9 protein-coding genes are annotated in these 13635 nt (G+C 71.1%); 7 read left to right on the plus strand and 2 right to left on the minus strand.

The genetic code is table 11. The annotated features are described in order from the left end of the window. Positions 1 to 4 precede the first annotated feature (4 nt). From ACSW7Y_RS00885 to ACSW7Y_RS00910, 6 genes are all read left to right on the plus strand, one after another. On the plus strand, positions 5 to 553 hold the full coding sequence (locus tag ACSW7Y_RS00885; RefSeq protein WP_438124475.1) for a hypothetical protein: 549 nt from the start codon (positions 5 to 7) through the stop codon (positions 551 to 553). Positions 554 to 733: 180 nt separating this feature from the next. Continuing rightward, positions 734 to 5107, plus strand: coding sequence for an FtsK/SpoIIIE domain-containing protein (locus tag ACSW7Y_RS00890; RefSeq protein WP_438124476.1), 4374 nt, complete (start codon positions 734 to 736; stop codon positions 5105 to 5107). A 70-nt stretch (positions 5108 to 5177) separates the two neighbouring features. Then, the gene (locus ACSW7Y_RS00895) at positions 5178 to 6008 is read left to right on the plus strand and encodes a ribose-phosphate pyrophosphokinase (protein ID WP_438124477.1); all 831 of its coding nucleotides are present in this window, start codon (positions 5178 to 5180) and stop codon (positions 6006 to 6008) included. Then, positions 6005 to 7576 carry a nicotinate phosphoribosyltransferase gene (locus ACSW7Y_RS00900; protein ID WP_438124478.1) on the plus strand — a complete coding sequence of 524 codons (1572 nt, stop codon included), beginning with the start codon at positions 6005 to 6007 and terminating at the stop codon, positions 7574 to 7576. Before ACSW7Y_RS00895 ends, ACSW7Y_RS00900 begins: the two co-directional genes overlap by 4 nt. After that, positions 7573 to 8286 carry an NUDIX domain-containing protein gene (locus ACSW7Y_RS00905; RefSeq protein WP_438124479.1) on the plus strand — a complete coding sequence of 238 codons (714 nt, stop codon included), beginning with the start codon at positions 7573 to 7575 and terminating at the stop codon, positions 8284 to 8286. Before ACSW7Y_RS00900 ends, ACSW7Y_RS00905 begins: the two co-directional genes overlap by 4 nt. Before the next feature lie 18 nt (positions 8287 to 8304). Beyond that, on the plus strand, positions 8305 to 8940 hold the full coding sequence (locus ACSW7Y_RS00910) for a pyridoxal 5'-phosphate synthase (RefSeq protein WP_438124480.1): 636 nt from the start codon (positions 8305 to 8307) through the stop codon (positions 8938 to 8940). A gap of 36 nt (positions 8941 to 8976) precedes the next feature. Here the strand turns inward: ACSW7Y_RS00910 and ACSW7Y_RS00915 are convergent, their stop codons facing one another. Next, entirely contained in the window at positions 8977 to 11439 is a 2463-nt protein-coding gene (locus ACSW7Y_RS00915) for an ATP-dependent helicase (RefSeq protein ID WP_438124481.1), read from the minus strand. A 12-nt stretch (positions 11440 to 11451) separates the two neighbouring features. Next, the gene (locus tag ACSW7Y_RS00920) at positions 11452 to 12462 is read right to left on the minus strand and encodes a glycerophosphodiester phosphodiesterase family protein (protein WP_438124482.1); all 1011 of its coding nucleotides are present in this window, start codon (positions 12460 to 12462) and stop codon (positions 11452 to 11454) included. Between the two features lie 214 nt (positions 12463 to 12676). Between ACSW7Y_RS00920 and ACSW7Y_RS00925 the strand changes: the two genes are divergently transcribed. After that, positions 12677 to 13528, plus strand: a complete 852-nt coding sequence (locus tag ACSW7Y_RS00925; protein ID WP_438124483.1) for a Bax inhibitor-1/YccA family protein — start codon at positions 12677 to 12679, stop codon at positions 13526 to 13528. The last annotated feature ends 107 nt before the right edge of the window (positions 13529 to 13635 follow it).

The following is a 13635-nucleotide window of genomic DNA, read 5'->3' on the forward strand; positions in this document are numbered from 1 at the left end:
CCACATGAACGCGAGTCGATCCGGCACCGTACTCCCCGACCTCGAGGGCCTCGCGGGCGAGGACTGGCTCGTCGTCCCGCTCCCGCAGGACGTCCGTGGGAAACCGAAGCGCTGGGCGAACTCGGCCACCTACCGGCTCGTCCCCTGGTACATCCGCCCCTTCAAGACGGTGGAGGTGGTCGCGACCGCGGGGTCGCTCGAGGCGCTCTGCAGGATGAGCGCACCTGACCTGCGGCTCGCCGTGTTCCGGCCAACGGTCACTTCGATCACCGACACGACCACCGTCGCGGTCACCACGACCGACGAGCTGCTCGTCGGTCCCGGTCGCGCTCCAGCCGACGGTCTCCGTACCGGCACAGGTACCCGGTGGGGCGAAGCGGCCGAGACCTGGCCGTTCCTGGACGCGACAGGGGCTGTGGTCGCCCGTCGCTGGCAGTTCCGCTCGGGCTCCTCGACCATCACCGTCACCGGGATCGGCGATCACCCTGCGGCCTTCGCTGCCGCTGCGACGTCGCTGGAAGCCTTCGTCGAACGCATCCGCGGAGCGACGTGAGCCGACCAGCTCCCCTGCACCGCGCCTCCAGTCCGCCCGCCCGTCCACAGACCGGACGCAACCCGACCTGCGCGCCGCAGGAACCTGCGAGAATCGATCCATGAGCGGCAGCACGACGCTGCGGGGGGCCTCGACGGGGTGTTCCGCGACGACCACGACCCACCACGTGGCAGGTGCCGCGTGCGCCTGACGTTCACCGCGACCCACCTGCTGACCGACGCCTCCGCCGACTTCGTGGTGGAGTGCGACGAGGACACCGTCCTCGGCGAGGTCGTCGAGATCGTCGCCCGCCGGTTCGGCCTGAGCGCCGAGTCCATCGTCGAGGTGGCGGTCGACGCGGTACCGACGACCCCGCACGCCCGCCTCGGCGACGGTGTCCTGCTCGAGGGTGCTCGGCTGACGTTCGGCGCACCCGCACCGGTCCTGCCCCTCCCGGCCGACCTGCCCAGCGTCCGCATCGTCGGCGGCCCGGGCGCCGGCACCGTCGTGGTGCTCGACGCCGGGATCGCGCACGTCGGGTCGGCGCCGGACGCGACGGTGCACCTGCCGGACCGTACGGCTCCGGAGTACGCGGCGGTGCTGCGGCTCGACCTCAACCGTCGCTTCACGATCATCCCGACGAAGGGTTCACGCGTCCTCGTCGACGGGTCGGAGGTCGACGTCGAGACCGCGGTCGAACCAGGGGTCGTCGTCGCGATCGGCGACACGCTCCTGTCGGTCGCGGTGCCCGATGCCGACCGTGCTGCGATCACGCTGACGCCGGGCGGCGGGACCCTCGACTACACGCGGCCGCCGCGTCTGCTGCCGGAGGAGACCCCGACGGTCTTCAAGCTGCCGGCCGCGCCGGGGCAGCAGTCGCGGCGGTCGATCCCGATCATCGCGGCGCTGGCGCCGCTCGGCATGGCGGCCGTGATGATCTCGATCTTCCACAACGTCGCCTACCTGGCCTTCGGCCTCATGTCGCCGATCATCATGTTCGGCAACGCCTGGTGGGACCGTCGGAACGGCAAGAAGACGCACCGGCAGCGGGTGGCCGAGTACGAGGAGACGAAGCAGGCGGTCGAGGCGGACGCCCTGGAGGCAGTGGCCCGGTACCAGCGCGAGTCCCGTGCCAGCGCACCCGACCCGGCGACGGTGCTCGACATCGCCCTGCGGCGTCGCGCCCGCCTGTGGGAGCGTCGGCGGACCGACCCCGACTACCTGACCCTGCGGGTCGGGACGGCGGACGTCCCGTCCGGTGTGGTGCTCGAGGACCCCACGGCGCTCGAGCACCGACGAGCGGTGGACAAGCTCGCCGAGGACGTCCCCGTCGTCGTCGACCTCGCCGAGAGCGGTGTCGTCGGTGTCGCCGGGCGGGAGGAGCACACCAAGCACCTGACGTCGTGGCTCGTCGCGCAGCTCGCCGTGCTGCAGAGCCCCCGGGACACGCAGTTCGTGGTGCTGACGGACGCGCAGTCGTCGGCCGAGTGGGCGTGGCTCCGCTGGGTGCCGCAGGCCCGCCCGGGCTTCGGGCAGGACGCCGTCATCGCGATCGGCAACGACGCCGAGACGCTCGGCTCACGGGTGGCCGAACTGGGGCAGGTGATCGACTCGCGGCAGCGGGCGCTGCGGGAGTCCGGGGCGCGGGTCGTCACGGGGCCGGACGTGGTCGTCGTGCTGGACGGCGCCCGACGGCTCCGGGCCCTGCCCGGGCTCATCCGCATCCTCAAGGAGGGCCCGGCAGTCGGTGTGCGGGCGATCTGCATCGAGGAAGAGTCCCGGCTGCTGCCCGAGGAGTGCTCGGTCGTCGTGACGGTGGGTCCCAAACGCATCCGGGTGGCTGCCCAGCGGCAGGCGACGATCACCGACGTCCGTCCCGACCGGGTGCCGGACGGCTGGTTCGAGTCGGTCAGCCGTGCGATCGCGCCGATGGTCGACGCCGACGACGAGAGCGATGCGGGTGGGCTCCCGACGTCTTCGCGCCTGCTCGACGTCATGCTGCTCGAGCCACCCACGGCGAGGGCGATCACGGGCAAGTGGGGAGTCCGACCCCGCACGACCGAGGTCGTCATCGGCGAGAGCCTCGACGGACCGTTCGCCTTCGACCTGCGTCGGGACGGCCCGCACGGCCTCGTCGCCGGGACGACCGGTTCCGGCAAGTCCGAGCTCCTGCAGACGATCGTCGCCTCGCTCGCGGCCACGAACACGCCGGAGGGGATGAACTTCGTCCTCATCGACTACAAGGGCGGGGCCGCCTTCCGGGACTTCGCGCCGCTCCCCCACACGGTCGGCATGGTCACCGACCTCGACACGCACCTCGTCGAGCGCGCGCTCGAGTCCCTCGGAGCCGAGCTGCGCCGCCGCGAGCACCTCCTCGCCGAGGCCGCGGCGAAGGACATCGAGGACTACGTCGAGCGCCTCGGTCGGGGTGAGCCGCTGCCCCCGATGCCGCGGCTGCTCATCGTGATCGACGAGTTCGCCAGCCTGGTCCGCGAGCTCCCCGACTTCGTCACCGGCCTCGTGAACATCGCCCAGCGCGGGCGTTCCCTCGGCATCCACCTCATCCTCGCCACGCAGCGGCCGACGGGCGTGGTGTCGAACGACATCCGGGCGAACACGAACCTGCGGATCGCGTTGCGCGTGACGGACTCGAGCGAGAGCACCGACGTCATCGACGCCGGGGACGCCGCGCAGATCCAGAAGAGCACGCCCGGGCGCGGGTACATCCGTCTCGGAGCCGGAGCCCTGCTGCCGTTCCAGTCCGGCCGGGTCGGGGGCCGTCGGCCGGGCACGACGTCGAACCGGCGGCGCCCGGTGTGGGCGGGTTCGGTGACCTGGTCCTCGCTCGGCACCCCGCCGCCCGCTCCGCCGAAGTCCGAGGACCGCTCCGACGACGACCGCACGGACCTGCAGGAGCTCGTCGCCGCGGTGGCGGGCGCTGCCGAGACCCTCGGTGGGCCGGAGCCGTACCGTCCGTGGCTCGACGCTCTGCCCGAGACCCTGCTCTTCACGGACGTGAACGACTCCGCCTGGGAGCTCGACGAGCCGTCGACGACGTCGTCGCGCGTGAACCCGCTGCCGTTCGCCCTCCAGGACTTCCCGGGCGAACAGGCTCAGCGTGTCCGCAGCCTCGACCTCGACACCGACGGCCACCTCTACGTCGTCGGTGCACCGCGCAGCGGGCGGTCCCAGGTGCTCCGGACGATCGCGGCGGCCATCGCCCGCAACACCTCGGCTGCCGACGTGCACGTGTACGCGTTGGACTGTGGGAACGGTGCGCTCCTGCCGGTCCAGGCACTCCCGCACGCCGGTGCGGTCGTCCAGCGCGTGCAGACCGAGCGGGCGCAGCGGCTCCTCGCCAAGCTGACGCAGGAGCTCGCCCGTCGCCAGCAGGTCCTCGCCGACGGCGGGTTCGCGAGCATCGTCGAGCAGCGCGCCGCGGCGGTCTCGCCGGCCGACCGTCTGCCGCACATCGTGTTCATGCTCGACCGGTGGGAGGGGTTCGTCGGGTCGCTCGGCGAACTCGACCACGGCGCCCCGACCGACCAGGTCATGACGATGCTCCGCGAAGGGGCCAGCGTGGGCATCCACCTGGTGGTGACGGGCGACCGGCAACTCCTGTCGAGCCGGATGGCCACCCTGGTGGAGGACAAGCTCGTGCTGCGCCTCTCCGACCGGGGCGACTACGGCCTCGCGGCGCTGAACCCGCGGAAGCTGCCGGAGCAGATCCCGGACGGTCGGGCCTTCACCTCGGAGACCGCCGTCGAGACGCAGATCGCCCTGCTCGCCGCGGCCGGGACGGGTCAGGCGCAGGCCGCCGCCATCACGGCGCTGGCGACCTTCGCGACCGGGCGGGACGCCGGCGTCGAGCGCTCCCGTCGACCGTTCCGGGTCGACCAGCTCAGCGGCCCCGTGCCGTTCGACCGTGCATGGGAGATGCGGAACGACGACGCCGACCTCTTCGGGCTCGTCGGCATCGGGGGCGACGACCTCGCCGCGATCGGCCCGGACCTCGCGCGGGCCGGTTCGTTCGCGATCGGCGGTCCGGCGAAGTCCGGCCGGAGCTCGGTGCTCCTGTCGATGACCCGGTCGGTCCTGCGGTCCGGCGGCCAGGTCGTGCTCGTCACGCCGAGGCAGTCACCGCTGCGAGCCCTCGCCTCGGAACCGGGCGTGCTCGCCGCGCACGAGGGCGCGGACCTCACGGACGACCTCCTCGCGCCGTGGTTCGACGACCAGCCCGGCCGACGCGTCCTCGTCATCGACGACGCCGAACTCGTCAAGGACGCACCGGCGAAGACGTGGCTGCAGGGCTTCGTGAAGCGCGCGGCGGACAGCGGTCAGGCGATCGTCGCAGCGGGGCTGACCGCCGAGTTCGGGGTCGGGTTCACAGGCTGGCAGGTCGACATGAAGCGAGCTCGTTCGGGCGCGCTCCTCAGCCCGCAGGCGATCACGGAGGGCGACCTGCTCGGCATGCGCCTGCCCCGGAGCTCCGTGGTCGACCGGGTGCAGCCGGGGTCGGCGATCGTGCACCTCGGAGACGGAGAGCTCGTCTCGGTGCAGGTCCCCGTGCCGTGACCGAGCGATCCTCGTGGCACTGAGGCCCAAGTAATTGTCATTGCGACAATTACCATGGTACGGTCGGGTCATGGCAGTCGAACTCAGCACCTGGAACGCTCAGGGCACACCGACGACACCGACGTTCTCCACCATGCGGTTCCCCGCGGGTGAGGCGCACGTCAAGGTCGTGGACGACGCCGACGCGGGTGCGACCACTGAGATCGCGACCCTGCGCGGCACGAGCGGTGACGACCTCCTCATGCTCGGCATGTGGGCGGACGCCGTCCGGCAGCGGGGCGCGCGGTCCGTCGCGCTCGTCCCGTACCTCCCCGGCGCGCGGCAGGACCGCGGCCTCCCGTTCGGCGCGAAGGTCTACGCCGACGTCCTCAACGGCTTCCGCATCGACCAGGTGATCGCGTTCGACCCGCACTCGCCGGTCATCGTCGGACTGGTCGAGGGACTCACGGTGGTCATGAGCGAGCAGGTCGTGCGCGACGCCGTGCTCGCCGGATCCGACTACAGCGGTGTCATCGCCCCGGACAAGGGCGCGGTCGCGCGAGCCTCGGCGGTCGCCGAGGCAGCGGGCCTGCCGCTCTTCCGCGCCGAGAAGCACCGCAACCCCGACACCGGGAAGCTCGACGGGTTCTCCTGCGAGCCACTGCCGGAGACCGGTCGCCTGCTCGTCGTCGACGACATCTGCGACGGCGGCGGGACCTTCATGGGCCTCGCCGGGTCGACCGGCCTCCCGAAGGAACGTCTCGGCCTCTGGGTCTCGCACGGCGTCTTCTCCGGCCGCGCCCCGCAGCTCGCCGACCACTTCGGCGAGATCGTCACGACCGACAGCTACCCCGCACAGCAGGACGTCCCCGGCCTCCGCACCGTCCCGCTCAGCCCGTACCTCACGAAGGAGATCCGATGACGAACACCGCCAGCACCGTCACGACGACGGGCCTCGAGCCCCGCATCACCACCGCGAGCCCGATCGCGCCACTCCTCGCAGTCGACGGCTACAAGCACTCGCACCGCCAGGTCTACCCGGCCGGCACGACACGGATCCTGATCAACTGGACGAACCGGTCGAACAGCCACATGCCGGAGTCGACGCACGCCGTGGTGTTCGGTCTGCAGGCGTTCATCCAGCGCCACCTCGTCGAGGCCTGGGCGCCGTTCTTCGCCGCCGACGAGGACGAGGTCGCCGACCTGTTCGAGCAGGCGCTCCAGGGCTACTTCGGCCCGAACCACATCGGCACCGACCACGTCCGAGCGCTGCACCGGCTCGGGTACCTGCCGCTCGACGTCAAGGCGCTCCCGGAGGGCACCCTCGCGCCGATCGGCGTCGCCACCCTGACCATCGAGAACACCGTCGACGAGTTCTTCTGGCTGCCGAACTACATCGAGACCGCGCTGTCGTCGTCGATCTGGCACCCGTCCACCGTCGCGACGAAGGCGCTCGAGTACCGCGACCTCATGGAGGACTGGGCAGCGCGCACCGGTGCGGACCCGGCGAGCATCGACTTCGCCGCGCACGACTTCTCCTTCCGGGGGCAGTCGAGCATCGAGTCGGCGGCCGCTGCCGGCGCCGGGCACCTCCTCTCGTTCCTCGGCACCGACTCGATGCCGTCGCTGGACTTCATCGACCGCTACTACCCCGGCGACAACGGCTGGGTCGGCGCGAGCGTCCCGGCGACCGAGCACAGCGTCATGTGCGTGCGCGGTGCCGACGGCGAGCTCGAGACCTTCGAGCAGATCCTCGACGTCTACCCGACCGGCATCGTCTCCGCGGTGAGCGACGGCTTCGACCTGTTCAAGGTGATCACCGAGACGCTCCCGCGGCTCAAGGACCGCATCACCGCACGTGACGGCAAGCTCGTCATCCGCCCGGACTCGGGCGACCCGGTGGACATCGTCACGGGCACCGTGCACGGCGTCCCCGAGGACGAGCTCTTCCGCCCCGGTCGGAGCCACGAGGAGAAGGGCGTCGTCGAGCTCCTCGACGAGCTGTTCGGCCACACCGTGAACGAGCAGGGCTTCAAGGTCCTCGACCAGCACATCGGCGTGATCTACGGCGACAGCATCACCCTCGACCGCGCCCGTCGCATCTACGAACGCCTCGCCGCCAAGGGCTACGCGAGCGACAACATCGTGCTCGGGATCGGGTCGTACACGTACCAGTACATGACCCGCGACAACCTCGGGAGCGCGGTGAAGGCGACCTGGGCACTCGTCGACGGGGAGCCGGTCGACATCCAGAAGGACCCGAAGACCGGCAGCGGCAAGAAGAGCGCGAAGGGACGGATCGCGCTGCACCGCGATGCGGACGGAGAGATCCGGCAGACCGACGAGGCGAGCGCGGAGGACGAAGCCACGAGCCTCCTCCAGACCGTCTGGGTCGACGGCCGGTTCACGGTCCTGCAGTCGTTCGCGGACGTCCGGGCCACCCTCCGCGCGGAACGGGCCGCCCGCGCCGCCCGCCGAGCGGACGCGTGACCGACGCCGCCACCGCGGCCCGCGACCAGCCGCTCATCGCGATCGACGTCGTCCCGATGTCGTTCACGACGGCGGACGGTCTACGGGTCGCGACCGCGCGTCGGCCGTACGCCCCCTTCGCCGGCCGGGAGGCACTGCCCGGCGTGCTCCTGGACGCTGCGGAACGCCTCGTCGACGGCGCAGGACGCGCACTGCGGACCAAGACCGGGATCGAGGCGGCTGCGGTCCGGCACCTCGCGCAGGTCGGCGCGTTCGACGGACCGTCGCGCGACCCGCGGGACGCCGCGATCAGCATCGCGTTCCTGGCGGTCGTGGCCCCGGCTGTGGACGGAGCGCCCGAGCTGTGGCGGCCGGTCGACGGAGCGCCCGCGGCGTGGAAGCCGGTCGACGGAGCGCCCGCGGTGTGGCGGCCGGTCGACGGAGCCGAGCCGGGCCTCCCGTTCGACCACGACACGATCGTCGCAGCCGCCGTCGACCAGGTGCGCACGCGACTGTGGCGCGACGTCCCGTTGACGCGCGCGCTGCTCGGCGAGGTCTTCCCGACCTCGGCGGCGGCGCAGCTACACGCGGCGCTGCACGGCAGCGCACCGGACGCGGGCAACCTAAACCGCTCCCTCCGCACGAACCCGGCGCTCATCCGTGCCACCGTCCCTGCGACGGCGAGCACGCGGGGCGGGCGTCCCCCGGCGACCTGGACGTGGGCGGACTGAGCGCGGTTGGCTGGGGTCATGTCCGCTTCGTTGTCCGGTGACGACTCCCTGCACCTGCCCGAGTTCGACGCGCCGCCCGCGTCCCCGATCGACCTCGCCCGGCAGTGGCTCCACGACGCCGACGAGCGCGACGTGTCCGAGCCGATGTCGATGACCCTCGCCACCGCGGGCGCCGACGGCCGGGTGTCCGCGCGGACGGTCGACGTGAAGCGCCTCGAGGACGACGGGCTCGTGTTCGGCACCTCCACGCTGAGCCCCAAGGGTCGGCAGCTCGCCGAGAACCCGCACGCGGCGCTCCAGGTGTACTGGCGCGAGACCATGCAGCAACTCCGGTTCGAGGGCCGGGCCGTGCAGCTCTCCGACGAAGCGTCCGACGCCCTGTTCGCCGACCGGTCGCCGAAGTCCCGCGCCGCGACCGCGATCGCCGACCAGTCGGACGTCCTCGAACCGCGGACGCTGCAGGACCTCATCGACGACGCGAACGTGCTGCTGTCGGACACGGACGACGACGTGCCCCGTCCGGAGGGCTGGGTGGCCTGGCGGCTCGAACCCGAGATCGTGGAGTTCTGGCACGGCAGCCGCGACCGGATGCACCGGCGGCTGCAGTACGTCCGGACGCCGGAGAGCTGGGACGCCGCCCGCTTGCAGCCTTAGCGGGATCCCGCCGCGGGACGTCCCGTTCCGGGCCCGCTAGAGCTTCTCGATCGGGGCGATCTTGATGAGCAGCTTCTTCCGCCCGGCAGAGTCGAACGCGATCTCAGCGATCCGTTTGGCACCCTGGCCTGTGACCGCCGACACCGTGCCCTCACCGAAGTCGACGTGCTTGATGCGATCGCCAGCTGCCAGCTCGAGGTCACCGTTGTCGCGGACCTGCCCGGACACCCGGTTCGCCCACTCGGTCTTCGGGCGGGTCTTCGCCGCGGCAGCGGCCCGGTCGTAGGAGCCACCACCCCAACCGCCGCCGCCCCGGTAGCCACCGCCACCGCCCGCGCCACCGGCACCGCCAGCGCCGCCGAAGCCACCGCGTCGGGCGTTCAGCGCGCGGGGCTCGGTGCCACCGCGGCTGTTCGCCATACCGGGCGACTGCTTCCACTCGATGAGACCCTCGGGGATCTCCTGGAGGAAGCGGGAGGGCATCGCCACGTTGACGTCACCGAACTGCGCGCGGGTCATCGCGAGCGAGAGGAAGAGGGACTTCTTCGCGCGGGTGATACCCACGTAGAACAGCCGGCGTTCCTCTGCCGGACCGCCCGGCTCGTTCGCCGACATCCGGTGCGGGAGCAGGTCTTCCTCGACACCGGTGAGGAACACCGCGTCGTACTCGAGGCCCTTCGCCGTGTGCAGCGTCATCAGGGACACCGTTCCGGAGGAGTCGTCGAGCTCGTCCGCCGCCGCGACGAGGGACACCTCGGTGAGGAAGTCGGACAGCGTGCCGTCCGGGTTGTTCTTCTGGAACTCGCGCGTCACCGCGACGAGCTCGTCGATGTTGTCCGCGCGCGCGGCGTCCTGCGCGTCCGGCGACTTCCGCAGGTTCTCGAGCAGCCCGGAGCCGTCGAGCAGCTGCGTCAGCGTGTCGACGACCGGCTGGTCCTGCGCCTTCGCGGAGACCTCGTCGAGCAGTGCCGCGAACGCGGTGATCGCGTTCCGCACCTTCGGACCGAAGCCGAGCTCGTCCGCGTGCCGGAGGGCGTCGCGCATGGTCGTCTCGTGCTCGTCGGCGTAGCGCTGCAGGGTCGTCTCGGTGACCGCTCCGATGCCGCGCTTCGGGACGTTGAGGATGCGGCGGAGCGCCATCGGGTCGGCCGGGTTCGCGATCGTGATCAGGTACGCCATCGCGTCCTTGATCTCGGCGCGCTCGTAGAACTTCGTGCCGCCGAGCACCCGGTACGGGATCGCCGCCCGGATGAAGATCTCCTCGAGCGCACGCGTCTGCGAGTTCGTCCGGTAGAAGACCGCCATGTCGCGGTAGGCCGTGCCGCCCTCGTGCAGCCGCTGGACCTCGTCCGCCACGAACTGGGCCTCGTCGTGGCCGGTGTACCCGGTGAAGCCGACGATCTTGTCGCCGGCGCCGACGTCGGTGAACAGGTTCTTCGCCTGCCGGTCGAAGTTGTTCGCGATGACGGCGTTCGCGGCGTCGAGGATGTTCTGCGTCGAGCGGTAGTTCTGCTCGAGCAGGATGACCTTCGAGTTCGGGAAGTCCCGCTCGAACTCGACGATGTTGCGGATGTCGGCCCCGCGGAAGGCGTAGATCGACTGGTCGGAGTCACCGACGACCGTGAGCGACGCGGGGGCGATCGACCCGTCGCGCTCCCGCATCCGTTCGACGTGCTGACCGGCGTCCTCGAGCGCGTCGACCTGCTCGACCGGCACCGGACGCGTGAGTTCACGGATCAGGGCGTACTGCGCGTGGTTGGTGTCCTGGTACTCGTCGACGAGGATGAACCGGAACCGCCGTTGGTACAGCGCCGCGACGTCCGGGAACGCGCGGAACAGGAACACCGTCTGCCCGATGAGGTCGTCGAAGTCGAAGGCGTTCGCGCGACGGAGCTCGTCCGTGTACCGACGGAAGACCTGGGCGAACATGACCTCTTGCGGGTCGTTCGCGTTGATGTTCCGGACGTAGGTGTCAATGTCCTGCAGCTCGTTCTTGAGCTTCGAGATCTTCGACGACGCCGCCCCGACGGTGAGCCCGAGCTGATCGGCCTCGTACTCCTTGATGATCCGCTTGAGGAGCGCGCGGGAGTCGGCGGAGTCGTAGATCGTGAACGACTGCGAGAACCCGAACCGCTCGGCCTCACGCCGCAGGATCCGGACGCACGCGGAGTGGAACGTCGAGATCCACATGCCCTCGGCCTCGTTGCCGACGAGGGCCCGCACCCGCTCGCGCATCTCGGCGGCGGCCTTGTTCGTGAACGTGATCGCCAGGATCTGGGACGGCCAGGCTTCACGGTTGGCGAGCAGCAGTGCGATGCGCCGCGTCAGCACGCTCGTCTTGCCCGAGCCGGCACCGGCCACGATCAGGAGCGACTCGCCGCGGTACTCCACGGCTTCCTTCTGCTGGGGGTTCAGACCCGCGGTGAACGGGTCCTCGTAGGCAGCGGCCCCGCCACCCTGCTCAGGGGACGAGTCGAATGGGTCCAGCACGATCGTCATGTCCCGGACAGTCTAGGCGGGGCCTCCGACAGCCGAACGGGCCGCGACCGCGAGGTCCGTGTGGTCCGCGAACACGCCGTCGACGCCCGTCCGGACGACCGACGTGAACCACCGCTCCCAGTCGCCGTGCGCCGCGACGTCCCCGCCTCGCCTGAGCGGCGCCGGCAGGAAGCGGTTCTCCGGCCGCAGGGTCCACGTGAACACGTCGAGCCCGGCGTCGTGCGCGCGGTCGACGATGGAGCTGCGGACCGGGGCGCGGTCGTCCACCGCGCGGGTGTCGACCCCCGCCATCAGCGTCTTCAGGTCGACGCTGATCCCGTGGAACTCGGTCGCGAGCTCCGCGAGTGCCTCGTCCGACCGCTCGGACGCGTAGGACGGAGCCAGCGACCCGTGGGACGCGACCTCGTCGGCGGCGCTGCCCCGTGCCTCCTGGAGGTACACGAGCCGACCACCCGTGCGACGCGGGCGGAGGTCGCGGAGCACGCCCTTCTCGAAGCTCTCGACCGTGAGCCGCTCGTCCTGTCGCCACCCGGCCACACCGAGCACCTCGTCGAGCAGCGCGCCCATCGGGAACCCGGCCTGCTCGAAGTACGTGGCGTGCTTGACCTCGGCGACGAGGCCCACCGGCCGCGGGGCGTCGTCGAGGATCGCCAGGAGGTCCTCCAGCCGCAGGATCGGGTCCTCGCCGTCGTGCGACGCCGACGCGGGCCGCAGGGCGGGCAGGCGCTCCCGGGTCCGCAACGTCTGCAGCTCCGCCCACGTGAAGTCCTCGGTGAACCAGCCGCTCAGCGTCTGCCCGTCGACCGTCTTCGTCGTCCGGCGGTCGGCGAACTCGCGGTGGTCGGCGACGTCGGTGGTCCCCGAGATCTCGTTCTCGTGGCGCAGCACGAGGACGCCGTCCCGCGACGGGACGAGGTCCGGTTCGATCGCGTCGCAGCCCATCGCGATCGCGAGCTCGTAGGCGCTGCGCGAATGCTCGGGACGGTGTCCGGACGCGCCACGGTGGGCGATGACGAGGGTCATGCGTGCACGGTACCGGCCTGGAGGCACGGCTCGCGCCCGCCTTCCAGCCCACCTCCGTCAGGTGCTCAGGCCCGGCACGGCGAACTCCGAGCCGGGGCTGCGACGATCGCCGCAGGCGACCACGGGACAGCCGTTCCGCTCGCCGCGAATCCACAGCCTTCCGGGCCACCCGGTCCGTAGGCTGAGAGGACTCGAACATTCAGGAGAGGACACCATGGCCTTCAAGCCCGGTTTCGACCAGTCCCCCGCCTTCAACGACGCGGGCCGGAACGCCTGGGGCGCGGGCGCCGGACAGCAGCAGGCTGGCTGGGGTCAGACGCCGCAGGCCGGCATGACGCCCGACCAGCTGCAGTACATGTACGACCGTCCGTCGGCCTCCACCGTCGACACGGACCGCATGTCGTACGAGGACACCATCGTCAAGACGCTCCTCGCCTTCGGCGTGCTCGTCGTCGGTGCGGTCGCGGGCTGGAACCTCCCGGCCGGCGTGTGGATCGTCGCCGCCATCGTCGGGTTCGTCCTCGCGCTGGTGAACACCTTCAAGAAGAAGCCCTCGCCTGCCCTCGTCCTGGCCTACTCGGCCGTGCAGGGCGTGTTCGTCGGTGGCATCTCGCACGCGTACCAGTACGCGTTCGGCGGCATCGTCCCGCAGGCGGTCTTCGGGACGCTCGGCGTGTTCGCGATCACCCTCCTGCTCTTCACCTCGGGCAAGATCCGCGCGACGCCGAAGGCCACCCGGTTCTTCCTCGTCGCGATGATCGGCTACCTGGTGTTCTCGCTGATCAACCTGGTCCTCATGTGGACCGGGGTGACGAACACCGCGTTCGGCGCCCTCGGGTTCGAGGTCTTCGGCATCCCGCTCGGCGTGGTCATCGGCATCCTCGTGGTGCTCATGGCGGCGTACTCGCTCGTCCTCGACTTCGACCAGATCAAGACGGGTGTCCAGCGGGGTGCTCCGCGGATCTACGCGTGGACGGCGGCGTTCGGCCTCATCGTCACGATCGTGTGGCTGTACCTCGAGATCCTGCGGATCCTCGCCATCGTGGCGAACAGCTCGCGCAACTAGCACCAGCGCGACTCGCACGACACGAAGGGCCCCGGCGAACACGCCGGGGCCCTTCGTCGTGCCGGTGTCGCGGGGGCACCCGCGCGCAGCGGTCCTGGACCCGCCGT

It is taken from the genome of Curtobacterium flaccumfaciens, assembly GCF_051548005.1.
Classification (GTDB): domain Bacteria; phylum Actinomycetota; class Actinomycetes; order Actinomycetales; family Microbacteriaceae; genus Curtobacterium.